18 protein-coding genes are annotated in these 20,403 nt (G+C 70.1%); 6 read left to right on the forward strand and 12 right to left on the reverse strand.

Annotated features, from left to right (window positions below; all coding sequences use genetic code 11):
- Window positions 1-34: 34 nt before the first annotated feature.
- From folE to dacB, 6 genes are all read right to left on the reverse strand, one after another.
- Complete coding sequence (gene folE / locus ABGB14_RS34415) at window positions 35-613, reverse strand: GTP cyclohydrolase I FolE (protein ID WP_132597767.1); 579 nt, start codon at window positions 611-613, stop codon at window positions 35-37.
- A complete protein-coding gene (gene ftsH, locus ABGB14_RS34420) occupies window positions 610-2,604 on the reverse strand; it encodes an ATP-dependent zinc metalloprotease FtsH (protein ID WP_347648016.1) in 1,995 nt (664 codons plus the stop codon). The genes folE and ftsH overlap by 4 nt, the downstream gene beginning before the upstream one ends.
- 246 nt (window positions 2,605-2,850) lie before the next feature.
- The gene (hpt, locus tag ABGB14_RS34425; protein WP_347623965.1) at window positions 2,851-3,402 is read right to left on the reverse strand and encodes a hypoxanthine phosphoribosyltransferase; all 552 of its coding nucleotides are present in this window, start codon (window positions 3,400-3,402) and stop codon (window positions 2,851-2,853) included.
- A gap of 10 nt (window positions 3,403-3,412) precedes the next feature.
- Window positions 3,413-4,405, reverse strand: a complete 993-nt coding sequence (gene tilS / locus ABGB14_RS34430) for a tRNA lysidine(34) synthetase TilS (protein ID WP_347648017.1) — start codon at window positions 4,403-4,405, stop codon at window positions 3,413-3,415.
- A 240-nt stretch (window positions 4,406-4,645) separates the two neighbouring features.
- Window positions 4,646-5,722, reverse strand: coding sequence for a zinc-dependent metalloprotease (locus ABGB14_RS34435; RefSeq protein ID WP_347648018.1), 1,077 nt, complete (start codon window positions 5,720-5,722; stop codon window positions 4,646-4,648).
- Window positions 5,723-5,917: 195 nt separating this feature from the next.
- Window positions 5,918-7,318 (reverse strand): D-alanyl-D-alanine carboxypeptidase/D-alanyl-D-alanine-endopeptidase, encoded by a 1,401-nt coding sequence (gene dacB / locus ABGB14_RS34440; protein ID WP_347648019.1) that lies wholly within the window; start codon window positions 7,316-7,318, stop codon window positions 5,918-5,920.
- 189 nt (window positions 7,319-7,507) lie between these two features.
- Here dacB and ABGB14_RS34445 point away from each other — a divergent pair, with 189 nt between their 5' ends.
- A complete protein-coding gene (locus tag ABGB14_RS34445) occupies window positions 7,508-8,005 on the forward strand; it encodes an inorganic diphosphatase (RefSeq protein ID WP_347648020.1) in 498 nt (165 codons plus the stop codon).
- A gap of 3 nt (window positions 8,006-8,008) precedes the next feature.
- On the opposite strand, the gene ABGB14_RS34450 is transcribed toward ABGB14_RS34445, so the two are convergent.
- From ABGB14_RS34450 to ABGB14_RS34470, 5 genes are all read right to left on the reverse strand, one after another.
- Window positions 8,009-9,118, reverse strand: a complete 1,110-nt coding sequence (locus tag ABGB14_RS34450; protein ID WP_347648021.1) for a C40 family peptidase — start codon at window positions 9,116-9,118, stop codon at window positions 8,009-8,011.
- Between the two features lie 78 nt (window positions 9,119-9,196).
- Window positions 9,197-10,663 carry a sigma-70 family RNA polymerase sigma factor gene (locus tag ABGB14_RS34455; protein WP_347648022.1) on the reverse strand — a complete coding sequence of 489 codons (1,467 nt, stop codon included), beginning with the start codon at window positions 10,661-10,663 and terminating at the stop codon, window positions 9,197-9,199.
- A 205-nt stretch (window positions 10,664-10,868) separates the two neighbouring features.
- Window positions 10,869-11,669, reverse strand: coding sequence for a hypothetical protein (locus ABGB14_RS34460; RefSeq protein ID WP_347648023.1), 801 nt, complete (start codon window positions 11,667-11,669; stop codon window positions 10,869-10,871).
- A gap of 64 nt (window positions 11,670-11,733) precedes the next feature.
- Complete coding sequence (locus ABGB14_RS34465; RefSeq protein WP_347648024.1) at window positions 11,734-13,344, reverse strand: ATP-binding cassette domain-containing protein; 1,611 nt, start codon at window positions 13,342-13,344, stop codon at window positions 11,734-11,736.
- 52 nt (window positions 13,345-13,396) lie between these two features.
- Window positions 13,397-14,356 (reverse strand): teichoic acid biosynthesis protein C, encoded by a 960-nt coding sequence (locus ABGB14_RS34470; RefSeq protein WP_347648025.1) that lies wholly within the window; start codon window positions 14,354-14,356, stop codon window positions 13,397-13,399.
- 144 nt (window positions 14,357-14,500) lie between these two features.
- Here ABGB14_RS34470 and ABGB14_RS34475 point away from each other — a divergent pair, with 144 nt between their 5' ends.
- The 5 genes from ABGB14_RS34475 to ABGB14_RS34495 all read left to right on the forward strand — a co-directional run bounded on the left by ABGB14_RS34475 (window position 14,501) and on the right by ABGB14_RS34495 (window position 19,007).
- Window positions 14,501-15,667 (forward strand): DUF4185 domain-containing protein, encoded by a 1,167-nt coding sequence (locus tag ABGB14_RS34475; protein WP_347648026.1) that lies wholly within the window; start codon window positions 14,501-14,503, stop codon window positions 15,665-15,667.
- Entirely contained in the window at window positions 15,664-16,674 is a 1,011-nt protein-coding gene (locus ABGB14_RS34480; RefSeq protein WP_347648027.1) for a DUF4432 family protein, read from the forward strand. The genes ABGB14_RS34475 and ABGB14_RS34480 overlap by 4 nt, the downstream gene beginning before the upstream one ends.
- A complete protein-coding gene (locus ABGB14_RS34485) occupies window positions 16,671-17,441 on the forward strand; it encodes an SDR family oxidoreductase (RefSeq protein WP_347648028.1) in 771 nt (256 codons plus the stop codon). Before ABGB14_RS34480 ends, ABGB14_RS34485 begins: the two co-directional genes overlap by 4 nt.
- A gap of 232 nt (window positions 17,442-17,673) precedes the next feature.
- Window positions 17,674-18,093, forward strand: coding sequence for a peptidase inhibitor family I36 protein (locus ABGB14_RS34490; protein WP_347648029.1), 420 nt, complete (start codon window positions 17,674-17,676; stop codon window positions 18,091-18,093).
- Window positions 18,084-19,007, forward strand: coding sequence for a hypothetical protein (locus ABGB14_RS34495; RefSeq protein ID WP_347648030.1), 924 nt, complete (start codon window positions 18,084-18,086; stop codon window positions 19,005-19,007). Before ABGB14_RS34490 ends, ABGB14_RS34495 begins: the two co-directional genes overlap by 10 nt.
- Here ABGB14_RS34495 and ABGB14_RS34500 read toward each other — a convergent pair.
- Window positions 18,966-20,402 (reverse strand): peptidase S10, encoded by a 1,437-nt coding sequence (locus ABGB14_RS34500; RefSeq protein ID WP_347648031.1) that lies wholly within the window; start codon window positions 20,400-20,402, stop codon window positions 18,966-18,968. The genes ABGB14_RS34495 and ABGB14_RS34500 overlap by 42 nt on opposite strands.
- Window position 20,403: the final 1 nt, after the last annotated feature.

Genomic DNA, 20,403 nt, shown 5'->3' on the forward strand with positions numbered 1-20,403 from the left:
CACCTGATGACATCGTGGGTACCCCGTTCAGTCGTCAGCGGCCCAGGATCAGCGCCATCGCCTCGGATCGGGTCTTGTCGCTGGTGCGGAAGTCACCGCGAACCGCCGAGGTCACGGTCTTGGCGCCGGGCTTGCGCACCCCCCGCATCGTCATGCACAGATGCTCGGCCTCGACCACCACGATGACGCCGCGCGGCTCCAGCACCCGCATGAGCGCGTCGGCGATCTGCGAGGTCATGCGCTCCTGCACCTGGGGGCGGCGGGCGAACACGTCGACCAGGCGGGCCAGCTTGGACAGGCCCGTCACCTCGCCGCGCTGGTTGGGGATGTAGCCCACGTGGGCCACCCCGTGGAACGGGACCAGGTGGTGCTCGCAGGTCGAGTAGACCTCGATGTCCCTGACGAGCACCATCTCGTCGTGGTCGACGTCGAAGACCTTGGTCAGCACGTCTTCAGGCGTCTGGCCGAGCCCGGAATACTGCTCGGCCATGGCGCGAGCGACCCGGGCGGGCGTGTCGAGGAGGCCGTCGCGGTCGGGATCCTCGCCGATGGCGTAGAGGATCTCGCGAACGGCCTTCTCGATCCGCCCCTGGTCGATGTCGTGCTGAGTCACGCACTGTCTCCGGACGGGAGGGCGTCCTGGTGGCCCGCGCCGAGCGAGCCGTTGGCCGACTGCTCCTTCGGGGTCAGGATCGGCGGGCGGTCGGAGGGCAGCCGCTTGCCGTAGCCCGCGTAGGACGGGCGGTGCTCCCTGATGACCACCGGGCCGAAGATCTGGAGCACCTGCTCGCGGGAGAGGGTCTCCTTCTCCATGAGCTCGAGCACGAGGTTGTCGAGCACGTCGCGGTATTCGACCAGGATGTCCCAAGCCTGGTCGTGCGCCGTCTCGATCATCCTGCGGACCTCCTCGTCGATCGTGGAGGCGATCTTCTCGGAGTAGTCGCGCTCGTGACCCATCTCGCGCCCGAGGAAGACCTCGGCCTGGCCGCTGCCGAACTTGCGGGCGCCGAGCTGCTCGCTCATGCCGTATTCGGTCACCATGCGGCGGGCGACGGCCGTGGCCTTCTCGATGTCGTTGGAGGCGCCGGTGGTCGGCTCGTGGAAGACGAGCTCCTCCGCCGCGCGGCCGCCGAGCAACATCGCGAGCTGGTCCATCATCTCCGACCTGGTGGCCAGGAACTTGTCCTCCATCGGCAGCGTCATCGTGTAGCCGAGCGCGCGGCCGCGGGACAAGATCGTGATCTTGTGCACCGGGTCGGAATTGGGCAACGCGTGCGCCACCAGCGCGTGACCGCCCTCGTGGTAGGCGATCATCTTCTTTTCCTTGTCGGACATGACCCGCGTCTTGCGCTCGGGGCCTGCCATGACGCGGTCGATCGACTCCTCGAGGAGCTCCATCGTGATCAGCTTCTGGTCGGCCCGCGCGGTGAGCAGGGCCGCCTCGTTGATCACGTTGGCCAGGTCGGCGCCGGTGAACCCGGGGGTGCGGCGCGCGATGACGTCGAGGTCGACGTCGGGGGAGAACGGCTTGCCCCGCCCGTGCACCTTGAGGATGCCTTTGCGGCCCTCGAGGTCGGGCCGGTCGACGGTGACCTGCCGGTCGAAACGGCCGGGACGCAGCAGCGCCGGGTCGAGGATGTCGGGCCGGTTGGTGGCCGCGATGAGGATCACGCCGCCCTTGACGTCGAAGCCGTCCATCTCGACGAGCAGCTGGTTGAGCGTCTGCTCGCGCTCGTCGTGACCGCCGCCCAGGCCGGCGCCGCGGTGGCGGCCGACCGCGTCGATCTCGTCGATGAAGATGATCGCCGGGGCGTTGGCCTTCGCCTGCTCGAACAGGTCACGCACACGCGAGGCGCCGACACCGACGAACATCTCGACGAAGTCGGAACCGGAGATGGAGTAGAACGGCACGCCCGCCTCGCCCGCGACCGCGCGGGCCAGCAGCGTCTTGCCGGTGCCGGGCGGGCCGTAGAGCAGCACGCCTTTGGGGATCTTGGCGCCGATCGCCTGGAACTTGGCCGGGGCCTGCAGGAACTCCTTGATCTCCTGGAGCTCCTCGATGGCCTCGTCAGCGCCTGCGACGTCGGAGAAGGTCGTCTTGGGGGTGTCTTTGGTGATCAGCTTGGCCTTCGACTTGCCGAAGTTCATCACCCGGGAGCCGCCGCCCTGCATCTGGTTCATGATGAACAGGAAGATCAGCACGATGATGACGATCGGCAGGAAGCTCACCAGAAGGCTCACCAGGAAGTTTTCCTGCGGCACCTCGGTGGCGAAGCTCTTGGTCTTGCCCGCGTCGACCTGAGCCTGGAGCTCGTCGGTCAGCTTGCTGCCGTAGCCGGTGACCCAGTCCGACTGGATCAGCTTCGTCGGGGCGTCGCCGGCCTTCACCACGACGGGGTTGGTCAGCGTCACCTCGATCCGGTTGTCCTTATCGATGATCTTGGCGTTGCTGACGTTTCCGGCGCGAATCTGCTGGAGAACCAGGGACGTGTCGGCCGGCTTGTAATTGCCGCCACCGCTCCAGAGCTGGGTGACGAGCAGGAGCAGCACGACGATGCCCAGGATCCACAGCAGTGGCCCACGTGTAAATCGCTTGAGATCCATCCGATGCGGAACCCCTTGCGGGCCCGTCCCTTCCTGACCATGGCCTTGAACCCGGGTCGCCCCGGGGCCGCGGCATCCGACACCGCGACTTCTGACTACCCGAAGGGGACACGGGGTCACCCTCCAGAAGTCCGAAGGTACACCGGCACAGCGCACGGAGGGACCCGCCCGCTACACCGGTCTTGCCCTATCAACGTACGTCACGTTGCGCAGTGTTCCCGGTCCGCCGGGAACACTGCCGGATTGCTAGGTGTAAACGTGCGGAGCGAGCGTGCCGATGAACGGCAGATTGCGGTATCGCTCCGCGTAGTCGAGCCCGTAACCGATGACGAACTCGCTGGGAATGTCGAAACCAACGTATTTCACCTCGATAGGCACCTTCACCGCGTCAGGTTTGCGCAGCGCGGCGCAGATCTCCAGCGAGGCCGGATTGCGCGATTTCAGGTTTTCCAGCAGCCAGTGCAAGGTCAGGCCGGAGTCGATGATGTCCTCGACGATCAGCACATGACGGTCGAGGATGTCGGTGTCGAGGTCTTTCAGCACGCGTACGACGCCGGACGACCTGGTGCCGGCACCGTAGGACGACACCGCCATCCAGTCCATCTGCACGGGCACGTGCAGAGCCCTCGCCAGGTCGGCCATCACCATGACCGCGCCCTTGAGCACGCCCACGAGCAGGACTTCCTTGCCCGCATAGTCGTCGTCGATCCGGCCGGCGAGCTCTTTGATCCTGGCCTGGAGGTCGTCCTCGGAGATGAGGACCTTCTCCAGGTCATTGCCCATGTCGGCAGCGTCCACCTGTGGTTCCTTACGGGATGGGACTGATGGCGAGTATCAGGGTGCCATACCGCCGCACGGCGGACAGACCCCCGGGCAGGTCCACCGCCTTCTGCCCGCGCCACCGCGTGACCAGCCGGTCCACGGCCAGCACGTGGGCGGCCGACAGGGCTCCCGGAGGTGCTCCCGCCGCGATGGCCGCACGGCGCAGCACCCTCCGCCTGACGGCGTCGGGCAGCTTCTCCAACTCCGCCGTGGACAGCGCGACCGACTCTCCGATATCGCTAAGAGCGCAATTTCGGTACGCCGACTCCGCCCACCGGTCCAGGGCGTCGGCATCCTCGCGCGCCATCCCCGCGGTCCTCGCGAGCGCCTCCGCGACCCCCGGGCCGAGCTCCCTCTCCAACACCGGCAGCACCTGCCTCCTGACGCGGACCCTCGTGTAGCGGGGATCCACGTTGTGCGGGTCGTCCCACGGAGACAGGCGCAGCGCCTGGCAGGCGGCGACCGTGGTCGCCCGCGGGAGGTGGAGGAACGGGCGGAGCCAGCGGCCGCTCCTGGCCGCCATGCCGGACAACGAACGCAGTCCGCTCCCCCTCGCCAGGCCGAGCAGGACCGTCTCCGCCTGGTCGTCCCTCGTGTGGCCGAGCAGGACCGCCGGCGCCTGGAGCCGGTCGGCCGCCTCGGCCAGCGCGGCGTAACGCGCCTCCCTGGCCGCCGCCTCGGGGCCGCCCGCCGTGCCCACCGTCACCGCGAGCACCTCCACCGGATCGAGCCCCATCCCCCGGGCCAGCCCCGCCACCGTCTCGGCGCGCTCGGCCGAGCCCGGCTGGAGCCGGTGGTCCACGGACAACACGCCCGCCCGCAGGCCCATCCTGGGGGCCACGAACGCCAGGGCGGCCGACAGGGCGAGGGAGTCGGCTCCGCCGCTGCACGCCGCGAGGACCAGCGCGCCCTCCTCGGCGTCGGCCAGCGCTTCGCGCACGGCCCTGCGCACGTCGGCTACTGCTGGATGTGGCCCCACGGGCCCATTCTCCCGGTTCCCGCCGCCACTTCCGGCAACCCGCCGCCGCCACGGCAACCCACCCGTCGTCACACAGTCTCTACGGCGACCCGCCGGTCACCCGGCAACCACGGGCAACCGGTCGAAGCGCGACCGCCCCCCGGAGACCCCGCCGGAGTCCGACCGTCCCCAGGACACCCCGCCCCAGGACACCCCGCACGGCTTCCGGCCGCCACCGGCGATCCGGGCGGGTGACGCGGGTCAGGCCGGGAGGGCCGGAGTGCCTATGACGCGGGCGACCCAGGCGTCGGGGTCGGAGATCTCCGGTGTCGTCGGCAGCGTCTCGGGCGAGGTCCAGATCTTGTTGAAGCCGTCCATGCCGGCCCGGTCGACCACGGTGCGGACGAAGGCCGAGCCCTCCGCGTACTGCTTCATCTTGACCTCGATCCCCAGCAGGCGCCGGACCGTGCGGTCGAGGCGGGAGCCACCCTCGCGGCGCTGGGCGAACTTGGCGCGGATGTCGGCGACCGACGGCACCACGGAAGGGCCGACGGCGTCCATCACGTAGTCGCCGTGCCCTTCGACCAGGGTCATCACGGCCGTCAGGCGGTCGAGGATCTCCTTCTGGCCGGGCGACTGGATGGCGTCGATGAGGTTGCCCTCGCCGCCGCGCACCACGTCGGCCACCGTGTCGGCGGCGTTGCGCAGGCGTTCGAGCAGGGTGGGCAGGTCGAGATCGGACGCGAGCAGGAACTCGGTCATCTGCGACCGTACGTATTCGCGCAACCACGGCACGCCCGTGAACTGGACGCGGTGGGTCTCCTCGTGGAGGCAGACCCAGAGGCGGAAGTCGTGCGGATCGACGCCCATCTCGCGCTCGGCGTGGACGATGTTGGGCGCGACGAGGGTCAGGCGGCCCGTCGGCTCCTCGCCGGTCGGGTCGGGCGGGAGGAAGAGCTCGTACTGGCCCAGCACGCGCGAGGCCAGGAACGCCAGGACGGCGCCGACCTCGACGCCCGTGATGCGGGAGCCCACGGCCGTGACGATGGCGGGTGGCGGATTGTCGCCGCCGCTCATGCGCTGGGTCAAGGGTTCGAGCACCACGCGGAAGCCCTCGACGTTGGCCTTGATCCAGCCCGGCCGGTCGACGATGGTCGCGGGCTGCGGCGCGGTGTCGGTGTGAATTTTCGTGAACTCGCGCACGTGGCCCTCGGCCTCACGTGACAGGGTGCGGAGCTCGGCGACGGCCTGCCTGGCCTCCTCCCGGCTCACCTGAGGACCGGGGCGCACCAGGCGCGTGCCGGTCGTGACGGCCAGATCCCAGTCGATCACCTGCATAACGTCCACCGTACGTGCTTCTCGTCGTACCCGCGAAGGTCCCCGGCCGAGCCGCGATCCGCAGGATCGCCATCAACCCGCGAGGGAGCGCCGGTGTCTGGACTGAGGAGAGAGGAAGCGCAGCGACCGAACGACGAGGGAAGACACCGGACCCAAGCGACCGAGCCGCGATCCGCAGGATCGCCATAAATACAGTCAACTGCGGGCGACGATGGCGGCGAGGCGGTCGAGTACGGGCTCGGCGGTGACGGGGACGTGGTCGGCCATGAAGGCGAACGTGACCAGTCGCCCGTCTTTCGTGGTGGCCAGTCCTGCCAGGGTGTTGACGTTGTTGAGGGTGCCGGTCTTGGCGCGTACGAGGCCGACCTGGCCCTTGCTGTCGGCGGCGGTGAAGCGGCGGCCGTTGCCGAGGGTGCCGGAGAATCCGGCGATCGGCATGCCGGAGGCGATGGCGTGCAGGTCGGGGTGGTTCGCGGAGCCGGCCATTGCGATGATCTTGGCCAGGGCGTCGGGGCTGATGCGGTTGCGGATGGACAGGCCGCTGCCGTCGGAGAGCGCGGCGACGCCCTGGGCGGCCCCGAGCCGCTGGAGTACGGCGATCACGCCCTTGGCGCCTCCTTCGAACGACGCCTGTTGTCCTTCCTTGAGTGCGACGTGCCTCATCAGCGCCTCGGCCATGTCGTTGTCGCTCTCGGTCAGGGTGTGCTCCACGAGGGCGTAGACGGGGGCGGAGTCGACCCGGCCGAGTTCGGTGGCGCCGGCGGGGGCTTTGGCCTGGCGCACGGATTTCGACACCGCGATGCCCTCCTTCTTGAGGAGTCTGGCGAAGGCGGCGGCGGCGTATCGGGGTGGGTCGTCGACTCTGGGGGCGTTGTAGCGGGGGTGCCGGCGGCCTTCGTCGATGGCGAGGGCGTGGACGGTGGCGACGTTGCCGTCGGGGATGTAGCTCGGCTTCCAGCCGTCGGCCTTGGTCGGGCCGACGAAGAGGGACGTGTCGTACGAGAGGGTGACTTTCTTGATATTTCGCGACTTGAGGGTGGCGGCGGTGCGGGCGGCCAGCGTCCGGAGCGAGGCCTGCTTCGGGTAGCCGGGCTTGGCGGAAGGGCCGGCGAGCAGCGGGTCACCGCCGCCCACGAGGACGGCGGTGCCGGGTTTGGCGCCCTGGACGACCTTGGTGGACAGGCGGGTGTCGGGCCCCAGAGAGGCGAGCGCGGCGGCGCAGACGGCGATCTTCGTCGTGGAGGCGGGCACGAAGGCGGCGTCGGCGTTGGAGGCGAAGATCTGCTGGCCGGTGACCGCGTCGAGCACGACGGCGCCGACCCTGTCGCCCAGGGCCGCGTCACCCAGCGCGCGGGTGAGCTGCCGCGTCAAAGTACTCTTGGTCGGGAGAGGTCCGTCTCCGGGCTTCGCCGGAAGCTGGGCCAGCACAGGTCCCGCGGTGACCACGGGGGCGGGGGGAGACTCTTCCTGCGGTGACTCCGTCGGCCCGGCCGGTGGAGACTGCCCCGTCAACGCGCTGAGGCTGAAGCCGGTGGTCATCGCGTAAACGCCGATGACGATGGTCAGAGCCTGGAGCACGACGAGGGTGGTCAGCATCACCCACCTGTCGTGCCGCGCCACGTCGCCCGCCCTCTCTCCAGTGTTCGCCTACGAGACATTAACGCCCAGCCGGGGGTGCCCGGGGGCTGAGCGGGGGAGAGAAGCCCGGACCGGGCCCCGGGGAGGCGGGTGATCGCGTTCCCGGACGCCTGGCGAGGTGCTCTCGACCCATGAGAGAGGACCGCGGTGGAGTTCGACGTTGTCGTAGAGATTCCCAAGGGGCAACGGAACAAGTACGAGGTGGACCACGAAACCGGGAAGATCAGGCTCGACCGGCTCCTGTTCACCTCCACGCAGTACCCCGCCGACTACGGCTTCATCGAGAACACCCTCGGTGAGGACGGCGACCCGCTGGACGCGCTGGTGTTGCTGCAGGAGCCGACGTTCCCCGGCTGCTACATCACGTGCCGGGCGGTGGGCATGTTCAGGATGACCGACGAGAAGGGCGGCGACGACAAGGTCCTCTGCGTCCCCTCGACCGATCCCCGCATGCACCACATCCAGGACATCCATCACGTGTCGGAGTTCGACCGGCTGGAGATCCAGCACTTCTTCGAGGTCTACAAGGACCTCGAGCCGGGCAAGTCGGTCGAGGGCGCCAACTGGGTGGGCCGCATCGAGGCGGAGGCCGAGATCGAGCGCTCCTTCCGCCGGGCCAAGGACGAGGGAAACCACGGTCACTGACCGTCAGCGGGGCCTGGTGGCGCCCACCAGGTCCCCGCGGTAGATCGAGGCGACCCGTACGACGTCGCCGGTCTGCGGCGCGTGCACCATCTGGCCCCGGCCGACGTAGATCCCCACGTGGTGGATGGTGCCGGGGTCGTCGCTGATGTGGCCGAAGAACACCAGGTCGCCGCGGTGCAGCTGGTCGAGCGGCACGTGCGGGCCCGACGTCCACTGGGTGCCGGTCCAGTGGTCGAGCCGCACGCCGACCTTCTCCCAGGCGCGCATGGTGAGCCCCGAGCAGTCGTAGGTGTCGGGGCCGTCGGCCGCCCACACGTACGGCTTGCCGAGCTGGGTGAGCGCCCAGTTGGCCGCGACGTCCCCCAGCGCCGACCCGCGGGAGGTGAGCCCGGCGACCGACGCGGCCGCGGCCTTGCGGCGGGCCAGCCGCTGGGCGCGGGTGCGGGCCGCGTCGACCTTGCGCTGGAGGTGCTCCTCGCGGGCCCGCAGCGCCTTCGTTTCACGCAGTTGCCTCGCCACGGCCTCCTTGGCGGCGATCTTGGCGAGTCTGGCGCGTTCGGTGGCGGCCCTGTGGGCGGCGTAGGCGTTGGCGGCCTCGATGCGCAGGATGTTCGCGACCTCCTGGGCGTCGCGCATCCTGGCGAGGATCGCGGCCCGCTCGCTGCTCATGTGTTCGAGCACGCCCGCCCGGTGCAGCAGGCCGCTTGTCTCGCCCTGGTCGATGAGGATGCCGAGGAACGGCTCCCGCATCGCCACGCCGCCGTAGGTCTCCGCCGCCAGCAGCGCGACGTCGCGCCGGGCCAGCTCGACCTCGGCGTCGGCCGCCGCGAGTCGCGCCTTGGCCTGCTCGTTGGCCTGCTCGGCGCGCCGGAGCTGGACGAGCTCCCCGTTGTACGCCTCCACCAGCCGCTCGACCTCGGCGGCCAGCCGGTCGAGCCGTGACTGGGCGGTCGCCAGCTTGGCGCTGGTCTCCCCTAGCCGCTTCGACCGCTCGCGTACGGTCTGGCGGGCCTTCTTGACGTCACGCGAGGAGGGGACGGGCTCCGCCATGACCGGCGGGCACATGCCGACCAGCAGGCAGCCCACGAGCAGCCCAGCCCGGAATGCGCGCATAGGTCCCCCTGGAAGCAGATGGTCACTCTATGCACACAGTCCCCGGCAGTTGACGTGCGTAACAGGGGTTTACGCAGGTCAGCCGCTTTCCGTAGGCGTTGCCGAAGGTTCCTCGGTGTGCGGCGGGGTAGCCGTTTGCGTCGGCTTGGGGGTGGTCGGGGTGGGCGTCACCGTGACGGTGGGGATCGGCGTCATGGTCGGGGTGGGGATGCGGGTCGGGGTGCGGGTCGGGGTGAAGGTCCGGGGCGGCCCACCGGGGGGCCTGAACGTGTGCCGCGGCCGCGAGGGTCTGACCGGAGGGGGCTCCGCAAGGGACGGCTCCACCGGCCGTACGTGCGTCGGAGGGAGGCCCGGCGGCCGGCCCTGCCCGGTGGGCCGCGGGCCGGGCGACGGCGGCGGGCCGCCGGTCGGCGAGGGCATCAGGGGCGAGGGCGAGGGGATGACCAGGGGCGGCGGGAAATCGGGCGACTCCGTGACGCCGAGCGGGCGCATGGTCGTGGCGTCGACGATGGGCATCACGGTCACCGGCTGGTTCTTCGGCTCGCCCTGCCAGGGCAGCCTGATGCCGGGCGGCTCGCCCGTCGGGGGGAACGCCGCCGTGGCGACGCCCGACAGGCCGCCGTTGTCCCTGCCGATCTGCTGGAAGATCACCGCTATCGCCACCACGGCCGCGACCGCCGCCAGCGCGCCTGCCAGCGCCTGAGGCCACCTTCCAGCGCCCTTGTCCGCGGGAACGGGAAACCCGGCGGCTCCCAGGCCGCTCGTCCGCCTGGCGACGTAGCGCCGGTAGGGCAGCAGCTCCGGGTCGCCGAAGCAGCTCAGCACCCTGACCCGCAGCGCCTCCGGCAGCGCCACGGCCGGCAGCAGCGCGTAGACCTTGGCGGCCGACACCTCGCGGGTGCGGTGGGGCGCGCAGGTCTCGCAGTGCGACAGGTGCCTGATCAGGTGCTCGCGCATCTCCTGGGTCAGCCGGCCGGAGAAGCCGGCGAGGATGCGGGCGCGCGCCGGGCAGTCGTACGGGCCCTTCCCGGCCAGGATCTCGGCCGTGAGCGCGCCGCCCAGGCGCTCGCGGGCCTCCCCCATGACCTGCTCCACCTGGCGCGGCGGGAGGGCGAGGACCTGGGCGAGCTCGGTGGCGGGCAGTTCGTGCCGGTAGGCCAGCTCCAGCACCTCGCGGTCGGCCACGGGCAGGCCGTGGACCGCGTTCCACGCCATGATCCGCAGGTCGGCGTCGGCCGGGTCGTCCAGCGGCGGCGCCTCGGCCAGCGCCTGCGCGGAGCCGGGCGGGGCGCAGGCCCTGCGGCGCAGGCACTCGGCGCGGGCCAGCGCGTACAGCCAGGTGCGCAGCCTCCCCGGGTCGGCCAGCGCGTCCGCGTGCGCCTCGGCCGCGATCAGCGTGTCGCGGAGAGCCACCTGCGCGCTGTCGCCACTCATCAGGAGGGACCAGCAGTAGCGGTAAATGCTCTCCGCATAGGCGTCGTAGAGCGCGGCCACGGCGTCGGCGTCGCGGGCGCGAAGGGCTTCGACCAGAACGCGGTCATCCATGTGACCGAAGGTAATGGATCGGTAACTAGTAGTTCCACCATTTCCGCGCCGTTGGCTCGGCTTGTCGGGCCGCATGTTCGGGTTCCTGATGAATATTCACGATGGCCCCCTGCGCCCCTTTTTGTAGCCCCTGTGCGGCACTGTGCGGCACTATGCAGCCCTGTGTCGCCCTGTGGCCCGATTTATCGAACTTTAGAGCAGAAAATCATTGCTTGTACTTGGAGACGATCTCGGTGCTCCGGTCCACCGCGAACGGCTCGGTCGTCGGCTTGACCGTGTGCACCGGCAGGGCGCCGCCGAGCGCCAGATCCTCGTAAGGACGGCCGGTCGATCCCCAGGTCCGCGCCACGATCTCGGTCTTGGCGACCTTGGCGCGCGCGGGAACTCCCGACACCGTGAGGATGAAGCGCGGCGGGCGGCCCGCTTTCACGTCATCCACGAACGTGCTGCCGCCGGCCAGAAGTTTGCCTGATTTGTCGCGCAGCAACGCGTTGACGACGAGGCTGCTCGCCGCCGTTCTATAAGGATTATCGACATACCCGGTAATAAGGTATGAGCCGTTTTTCTGGCGCAATGTCTGGGTCCGGGTGATGGGAAACTCACGGAACGCCGACGGGATGCGCGCCGCCAGCCGCCACTGCGCGGGGCGGTACTGGATCGTCACCTTGGCCGGCTTCTCGGTGGCGGTGGCCTGGCCGGTGAAGGCCAGCGACCCGCCCGGCGGCACGGCGTCGAGCGGCTGGTCCATCCTGACCACCTCGGCGCCCTTCGTGTCGTGCCCGACGATCGTGGCCACCACGTGCTCGCCGAAATGCCACGGGTTGGTGTTGCTGAGCACGCCGGCCCAGTTGACGGCATATCCGTCGGCGGATTTGACGATATTGGAGACCTGCTCCTTGAGAGCGAGCGGCTTGAGCTCTTGTACGGGCTGTTCCTCGCTCGCGCACCCGGTGAGGCAGATCGCCCCGAGTGCGAGGAGGCTGACGGTTCGGCTACGCGGGATCACTTTGCCGTGATAACCCGTGCATGGGCACGGATGGCAGAGGACACGCGCCTGCCGTACCAAGTCTTTAACGCGGACGCACGACCCTGGACTCGTCCCAGACCGGCTCGGGCGACTCGTAGACCGTGCCGTCGGAGCCGAAGACCAGGAAGCGGTCGAAGTCGGCGGCGAACCAGCGGTCGTGGGTCACCGCCAGCACCGTGCCGTCGAACGCCTCCAGCCCCGCCTGCAGCGCCTCGGCGCTGGCCAGGTCGAGGTTGTCGGTCGGCTCGTCCAGCAGCAGCAGCGTGGACCCCGACAGCTCCAGCAGCAGGATCTGCAGGCGCGCCTGCTGCCCGCCAGAGAGCGATTCGAAGCGCTGCTCCGCGACCCTGCCCGCCAGCTCGTAGCGGGCCAGCGCCTTCATCGCTTCGTTCTTCAGCCTGGCGTGCTCGGTCATGACGATGTCGACAGGGGTGCGGCCGAGCAGCTCGGGCCGGGCATGCGTCTGGGCGAAGTGGCCCGGCACGACGCGGGCGCCCAGCCTGGCCACGCCCTCGTGGCGGACCTGCTCGCCCGCCAGCAGGCGCAGGAAGTGGGACTTGCCCGAGCCGTTGGAGCCGAGCACCGCGACGCGCTCGGCGTACCAGACCTCCAGGTCGAACGGGCGCATCAGCCCGCTGAGCTCCAGCCCTTCGCAGATGACCGCGCGCTTGCCCGTGCGGCCGCCCCGCAGGCGCATCTTGATGTTCTGCTCGCCCGGCGCCACCTCCGGCGGCCCCGCCTCCTCGAACTTGCGCAGCCGCGTCTGGGCGGCGTGGTAGGCGGGGGCCATGGCGTCGTTGTAGCGCGCTTTGTTCTTCAACATGGTGACCAGGGCCTTGAGCTTGGCGTGCTCTTCGTCCCAGCGCCTGCGCAGCTCGTCGAGCCGCTCGTTGCGAGCCTTGCGCGCCTCGGCGTAGGTGGCGAACCCGCCGCCGTGGATCCAGATGCCGCCCGACTCGACGGTGACGATCCGGTCGGCCGCGTTCGCCAGCAGCTGGCGGTCGTGGCTGACCAGCAGCACCGTCTTCGGCGTCTCCTTGAGCTGCTGCTCCAGCCATTCCTTGCCGGGCACGTCGAGGTAGTTGTCGGGCTCGTCGAGCAGCAGGGTCTGGTCGGGGCCGCGCAGCAGCGCCTCCAGGACCAGCCGCTTCTGCTCGCCGCCCGACAGGGTGGCCACGTCGCGATATTTCACCCGTTCGTACGGCACGCCGAGCGCGGCCACCGTACAGGTGTCCCAGAGCACCTCGATGTCGTAGCCGCCGGCGTCGGTGTAGTCGCTGATGGCCTGCGCGTAACGCATCTGCGTCTTCTCGTCGTCGCGCTCCATCATCGCCAGCTCGGCCTCGTCGAGCCGCTCGGCCGCCTGCCGCACGGCGGGCGGCGCGACGCCCAGCAGCAGGGCGCGCACGTCACTGCCGTCGCGCACGCCGCCGATGAACTGGCGCATCACGCCCAGCCCGCCGGAGCCGGCCACGGAGCCCTCGACCGGCTGGAGGTCGCCGGCGATCAGCCGCATGAGCGTGGTCTTGCCCGCGCCGTTGGGCCCGACCAGCGCCGCCTTCACTCCTTCGCCGATCCGGAAGGACACGTCGTTGAGCAGGGGCCGCCCGTCGGGCAGCACGTATGTCAGATGTCCTACTTCGACGTGACCCATGCGCGCAGGCTACCGGGCCGGTTCTTGACGGAGCATCACCTTTTCCGGCCGCTCAGACGAGCTCGGTCTTGTAGAAGATGCTGGCCTTGCGGGCCTTCGGAACGCCAGAGGCGAGACCCAGGCACAGGCGGGGGCCGCCGGAGGTGAGCTGGATGGCCATGCCCTCCGGCTCGCGGAAGTCGAGCGACCTGCCCGCCTCGGTGCGCGCCCGCTGCACGCGGCTGCCCGTGCGCAGGTCGAGGCACGTGATGAACGAGTTGCCAGGCGGCGGGTTGGCGTCACTGTAGGCGTTGCCGGTCAGGATGTAGACGAAGTCGCCGTAGGCGGCGTACCCCTGGAAGGTGCCCAGACCCGACAGCTGGGGCACGTCGTGGATCGGGTCGGCCGAGCCGGACTTGAGCGCCGCCAGCGAGAACACCGCGAACCGGAAGGAAGCGCCGTCGTGGTAGCGCATGACCAGCCGGTCGGTCGAAGGGTCGATCGCGCAGGTGGTGTTGACCGCTCCGGAGACAGGGCTGAACTTGGTGAGCGCCGACGACGACCTCGTCAGCGTCTGGCCGTTGACGAACTTGAACCGCGCCAGCCTGCTGCCCCTGGCGGAGCTGCCGTCGCTCACCGCGTCGGTCTCGGTCCAGAGGTACGCCGAGCTCCCCGACGGCTCGACCCCGATCTGCACGCCGTGGCCGAATCCCATGAGGTACATGTGGCCGAGGACCGAGCCGGTCAGGCTCAGCTTGGTCAGGCACAGGTCACCGGCGGCGTTCGAGCCTGCGCCGTTCTTCACCTGAACGGTGTAGATGTGCCCGTTGTCGTTGTCGAAGGCGAACGACTGCAGCACGGTCTCGTCGCGCAGCGCCTTCTTCCAGATCAGAGGGTGGGAGGGCGCGGTCAGCTGGAAGCGGTCTCCCGCTGAGGCGGCGGAGGCGGTGCCGGCGCCCGCCACGGCTGTGGCGGCGACGCCCGCGCCGATCTTGAGCAGGCCTCTGCGGGTGAGCGGCACGCGTGGTGACATCTTCACCATCCGTTCGGCTGGGGGGTTGTACGCAGCGTCACTCTAGTGGCGTGAGGCCCGGGTTCCGGCGAATCCCGGAGGACTCTGGACAGCAAGTGATCTAATGACTAGAACTGTAGGGAGCCTCCTCCCCTAGGACCAGTGATGACGCGATTCCGCTCCGCCCTCGCACCCCTCGCCATCGCGTTGGCCGGCCTGACGGCCGTGCCGCAGCCGGTCTGGGCCGCGCCGCCCAAACCCGCGCCCTCCGCCGCACCGCAGGAGCAGCCGGCCACCGCCGCCTCCGAGTGCGCCCCGACCGTCGCGGGCGCCACCACGAACGCCCGCCTGACCACGTTGTTCACCGCCTACGGCAACGACAACAGCCGCCTGGACGACTGGACGGGCGCCGACGGCACCTACTCGCTCGAACTGCCCGGCGGGAAGGACCTGTGGATCTTCTCCGACACCTTCCTCGGGCAGGTCAACCCCGACGGCTCGCGACCGCCCGTGGTCGAGGAGGGCGGCACGACCGTCTTCCTGAACAACACGTTCGCCGTCGAGCGCGACGGCAGGCTGTCCACGATCCACGACGGCACCGCCGAGAAGCCGACCGCGGTGATGCCGCCGCGCGACGAGGACCACTGGTTCTGGGCCGGCGACGCGACGCTGGCCGGCGGCGTCGTCGAGGTCACCTACCAGGAGTACGAGCGCTTCGGTGACGGCGCGTGGGACTGGCGCTGGCATCGCAACGTGGTGGCCAGGTTCGCCCCCGGGCGGCTCGACGAGCCGATCAGCGTGCACGACCTGCCCTCGGGGCACGGCGTCTCGTGGGCCTCGGCGACCCTGAAGGACGGCGGATACACCTACGTCTACGGCGTGGAGGATCTCGGGTCGCCGAAGTACATGCACGTCGCCAGGGTCAAGGGACAGAGCCTGCTGGGCCGCTGGGAATATCTCAAGGCCGACGGCACCTGGTCGCCCGACGAGGCCGACTCCGCGCGGGTGATGAGCGGGGTGGCGAACGAGTACAGCGTCAGCAAGGTCAGATCCGGATATGTCCTGATCACTCATGACACCACCGAGGCGCTCAACCCGAACATCGTCGCCTACTCCTCCTGCTCCCCGGCCGGGCCGTTCACCGGCAAGCAGCACGTCTACACGACCCCCGAGACCAAGGGCGACGTCTTCACCTACAACGCCCACGCGCATCCCGACGTCGACGGCGACGGGCTCGTGATCTCGTACAACGTCAACAGCTTCGTGAACACCGACCACTACCGTGACGTGTCGATCTACCGGCCCCGATTCCTGGATGTGACGTTCGAGTGAGGCGTAACTGGGCGGCCCGCCTGCGGCACGTCACGATCGACGGGCTGCGGGCGGTCGTGCTGGAGAACGAACGGCTGCGCGTGACCGTCGTGCCGGACAAGGGCGGCGACGTGGTCGAGTTCCTGCACAAGCCCACCGACACCGACTTCGTCTGGCTCTCCCCCCAGGGCCTGCGCGACCCGCGCGACCACCTCCAGGGCGCGGCCGACGACGTCGCCCAGTTCGTCGACCACTACGAGGGCGGCTGGCAGGAGGTCTTCCCCAGCGGCGGCGCGCCGAGCGAGTACCGGGGCGCGCGGCTGGCCCAGCACGGCGAGGTCTCGGGGTTGCCGTGGGAGTGCGAGGTCGTGTCCGACTCCGAGGAGGAGGTCGCGGTGCGGCTGCGCGTGCGCACGCGGCGGCTGCCGTACGCGGTGGAGAAGGTCTTCCGGCTGCGGTCGGGCACGATGGCGCTGGAGATCGAGGGGCGGGCCAGCAACGAGTCCGGCCTGCCGCTGCACGCCATGTGGGGCCAGCACATCGTGTACGGCCTGCCGTTCCTGCGGCCGGGCGCCAGGATCAGGCTTCCCGAGGGCGTGACCGTGATCCCGCACGAGAGCGCGATCGGCCCCGGCGGGCGGCGGGTCCAGGCGGGCGGGCCCTGGCAGTGGCCGGTCGTGCCTGCGGACGGGGGCGGTGAGACGGATCTGAGCGTGGTGCCGGAGCGGGGTGCGCCGAGCGACATCGTGTATCTGACCGGCTTTGACGAGGGATGGTACGAAATTTCTGGGGATATCGGTATGCGGGTGGAGTGGGATGCGACGCTCCTGCCGTACCTGTGGATGTGGCAGGAGCTCGGCGCGTCCACCGGCTACCCCTGGTGGGGACGGGTCTACACGGTCGGCCTCGAGCCCTTCTCCAGCATGCCCACCGACGGCCTGGCCGCGGCCGTGGCCAACGGCACGGCCCTCACCCTGAACCCCCACGAGACGAAAGAACTGCGGTTGCGCGCGGAGGTGCTGGTATGAGCGAGTTCGGCGGGAAAGTCGCGCTGGTCACGGGCGGGTCGATGGGCATCGGCCGGGCGGTGGTCGACCGGCTGGCCGACGGCGGGGCGTCCGTGGTCTTCTGCGGCGCCGACCAGAGCGCCGAACTCGACAGCGAGCACGTCGTCGGCAGGGTCGCCGACGTCCGCAGCGCCGGCTCCATGCGCGACCTCGTGGACCTGGCCGTGGCCAGGTTCGGCGGGCTCGACATCGTGGTGACGTGCGCGGGCGTGCAGCGCTACGGCACGGTCGAGGACACGCCGGAAGAGGTCTGGGACGAGGTGCTCGACATCAACCTCAAGGGTGTCTATCTCGCGTGCAAAGCCGCGGTGCCGAGGCTGCGGGCCCGCGGCGGCGGCTCGATCGTGATCATGTCGTCGGTCCAGGCGTTCTCCTCGCAGGCCCAGGTGGCCGCCTACACCGCGAGCAAGGCCGCGCTCAACGGCCTGACCAGGGCCATGGCGCTCGACCACGCGGCCGACGGGATCAGGGTGAACGTCGTCTGCCCCGGCTCGGTGGACACGCCGATGTTGCGCTGGGCGGCCGACCTGTGGCGCGGCGAGCTGTCGCAGGAGGAGCAGGTGGCGCAGTGGGGCCGCTCCCACCCGCTGGGCCGCGTGGCCAAGCCCGATGAGGTCGCCGAGATGGTGGCGTTCCTGGCGAGCCCGCGCGCGTCGTTCATCACCGGGGCCGAGCACCGCGTGGACGGCGGGCTGCTGGCCCAGAACCCGGCGGCGCTTCCGGAGTAGGTCGAGCGGAGACCACAGGTTCCTCCACCGGCGCACCAGAGCCGGCAACAGTTCCGTCAACGCGACGAAAGGCCACGTCACAGGACTGATACGAGTGAGTCGGCGGGCCGGGGCACGCGACCTCGCACGGGCGCGCAGCCCTTACGGGATCGGCGAGTCACCACGACTCGCGTTCGATTCGGCACGCTAAGTTACCGAGGTCGAAAACGACTCACCGATCGAGGAGAGACCTGTGAGGCTATCCAAGAAGGCCGCCGGCATCGTCGCCGTGGCCGCGATGTTCACCGTGGCCGCCCCCGCGGCCACCGCGGTGGCGAGCCCCCGCTCGACCTGCTACGGCGGTCGTGTCTGCCTGTACGCGGGCTTCGACTACAACCGCGGCCAGATCGACCACTGGCGTGACTTCGTCAAGGACGACTCCAACCTTGCCGACAACAACTGGCTGAACTGGGACTTCAGCAACACCTGGCACAGCATGGACAACGAGACCAGCTCGGTCAGGAACCGGGTCGGCTGCAGCGCCACCCTGTGGCAGCACCCCGGCTACACCGGCGCGCACAGCACGTTCACGCACAACTCGAACGACGGCTACCTGTCGAACAACGCCATCGGCAACAACCGCACCAGCGCGATCGACATCTGGTGCCGCTGAGAAATGACGGGAGTGCCGGTTTCCGGGCTTGGCCGCCGGAAACCGGTCGCCGGGGGCTCCTCGCGAGCACGCTGCTGCTGGTCGCGTCGGCCGCGGCCTGTGCCGCCGACGAGCCCGCCGCGCCCGCGACGTCCGGTCCGGACGCCGCCGCGATGACGCAGCTGGTGCTGCCGTTCGACGCCTACAAGACCACTCCCAAGCAGCGGGCCGTTCTGGGCAATGCCCACAACCATCTCGTCGTCCAGTGCATGCGCGAGCGGGGCGACACCGTCACCCCTCCCGCCGAGGACGCCGACACGATCGCCGCGGTGGATCCCGGCAACTCCCGCCGCTACGGTGTCTCGGACATCGGGGCGGCCAAGCAGTACGGCTACCACCTGGCCAGGCCGCCCTCTCCCGACACGGCCGGCGCGTGGGCCGCCAAGCTGCCCAAGCCGGTCCGCCACCGCCTGTACGGCACCGCCGCCGACCGCGGCTGCCTGGACCGCGCGACGCAGGCCCTGGACAAGGGGGCACGCAAGGCGGACTGGCCGTGGTTGTCGCTGCAGGACTCGCTGACGCTGGAGCAGGCGGCCAAGGACCCCGCGGTGAAGGAGGCGGTCAAGCGCTGGCAGTCGTGCATGAGCCAGGCCGGCCACTCCTACCCGTCGCCGGAGGCGGCCATCGCCGACAAGCGCTGGAACCTGGACGATCCGGAGGTCACCGAGGAGGAGAAGCAGACGGCGACCGCCGACACCCGGTGCAAGTGGTCGTCGGGCCTCGTGCTGGCCTGGTACGGAGCCGACTCCGAACTGCAGGAGGACGTCATCGCCGACAATCCCCAGCGGTTCGCCGCGCTCCGCGCCAACCTCAAGCAGCGGCTGAAACGGGCGTCAAGCCTGCTGGCCCAGCACAAAAGCGGCGAGGTCGGCTGACTGGCGCAGCCTGCTGGGCTCGTGGACGTACATCATGTGGCCGGCCTCGTAGTACTTGAACTCGACGTTGGCAGCCAGTTCCGCGGGCACCGGCAGGTGGGCGAGGGCGTGCTCGGCGGCGTAGTAGGGGGTCGCGCCGTCGTGGTAGCCGCCGGCCACGTGCACGCGCAGGTGCGGGTTGGCGCGCATGGCGGCGGCCAGCTTGTCGGTGACGCTGACGTGCGCGCCCTCGAACTCCTTGAACGACCACGGGTAGACCCGCGAGGTGAGCACCTCGTACGGCAGGTCGTTGGCGTAGCCGAGCTCCGTGCGCAGGTAGTGGTTGAGCCCGGCGCTGTACGGCCCCATGATCGCGTTGATGCTGGGGTCGGCGAAGAAGCGCTCGCGCCCCGCGTCGGGGTCCCAGCCGGTGAAGCGCCCGTCGAGGCGGCCGACGACCTGGCGGCGCGGGCGCAGCAGCTCGGTGAAGAACCGGATGTGCTCGATCCGCAGGTTCACCCGGTCGACGTAGTCCTCGCTGAGCCCGGTCAGCGCGGCGATCCTCGCCACGGCGGACGCGCGCTCGCCGGCGGTGAGCCGGTTGCCGCGGGCCAGCGCCCACGGGTAGTCACGCTCGGCGAACTCCTCCGCCTCGCGCAGCACGTCGGCCAGCGGCCGGTCGCCGTGCAGCCCGTGGTAGTGGGCGATGGCCGCGTAGGTCGGCAGGTAGAGGGCGTGGGCCAGGTCGTTGCCCTCGTTGAACTCGCCGGTGATGAAGTCGAGCACCGAGGAGATCAGCATCACGCCGTTGACGTACATGCCGTATCGCGACTGCAGGTGCTCGGCCAGCCCGGCGGCCCTGACCGTGCCGTACGACTCGCCCGCCAGGAACTTCGGCGACATCCACCGCGCGTTCCTGGTGGTCCACAGCCTGATGAGCTCGCCGACCGACTCCAGGTCGCCGGTGAAGCCGTGGTACGGCTCCGCCTTCTCCCCCTCGGCCGCCCGCGAGTAGCCGGTGGAGACCGGGTCGATGAAGACCAGGTCGCTCACCGCCAGCAGGCTCTCCTCGTTGTCGGCCAGGCCGTACGGGGGCGGCAGGAGCGCGCCCGCGTCCCCCATGACGACCCGGCGCGGCCCGAGCACGCCCAGGTGCAGCCAGACGCTCGACGAGCCGGGACCGCCGTTGAAGGCGAACGTCACCGGACGGGTCAGCGGGTCGGCGCCGTCCAGCGTGTACGCGGTGACGAACATCTCGGCCTTGGGGCGCAGGCCGTCGAAGGCGCCGTCGGTGTAGACCTCCTCGCGCAGCACGATCGTGCCCGCGGTGGCGGTGTACCGCTCCCCCGACGGCAGGGCGTGGGAGGTGGTGACCAGGTTGTCGGCGGGCGGAGCGGGCCGCGAGGGTTCAGACATA

Source organism: Nonomuraea sp. B10E15 (assembly GCF_039871615.1).
Taxonomy (GTDB): Bacteria; Actinomycetota; Actinomycetes; order Streptosporangiales; family Streptosporangiaceae; genus Nonomuraea.

Coding starts and splice junctions, on each gene's coding strand:
- ftsH (WP_347648016.1), bottom strand. CDS start 2,604: ATGGATCTCAAGCGATTTACACGTGGGCCACTGCTGTGGATCCTGGGC.
- ABGB14_RS34435 (WP_347648018.1), bottom strand. CDS start 5,722: ATGCAGGTGATCGACTGGGATCTGGCCGTCACGACCGGCACGCGCCTG.
- dacB (WP_347648019.1), bottom strand. CDS start 7,318: ATGCTGACCACCCTCGTCGTGCTCCAGGCTCTGACCATCGTCATCGGC.
- ABGB14_RS34450 (WP_347648021.1), bottom strand. CDS start 9,118: ATGCGCGCATTCCGGGCTGGGCTGCTCGTGGGCTGCCTGCTGGTCGGC.
- ABGB14_RS34455 (WP_347648022.1), bottom strand. CDS start 10,663: ATGGATGACCGCGTTCTGGTCGAAGCCCTTCGCGCCCGCGACGCCGAC.
- ABGB14_RS34465 (WP_347648024.1), bottom strand. CDS start 13,344: ATGGGTCACGTCGAAGTAGGACATCTGACATACGTGCTGCCCGACGGG.
- ABGB14_RS34470 (WP_347648025.1), bottom strand. CDS start 14,356: ATGTCACCACGCGTGCCGCTCACCCGCAGAGGCCTGCTCAAGATCGGC.
- ABGB14_RS34475 (WP_347648026.1), top strand. CDS start 14,501: ATGACGCGATTCCGCTCCGCCCTCGCACCCCTCGCCATCGCGTTGGCC.
- ABGB14_RS34485 (WP_347648028.1), top strand. CDS start 16,671: ATGAGCGAGTTCGGCGGGAAAGTCGCGCTGGTCACGGGCGGGTCGATG.
- ABGB14_RS34500 (WP_347648031.1), bottom strand. CDS start 20,402: ATGTCTGAACCCTCGCGGCCCGCTCCGCCCGCCGACAACCTGGTCACC.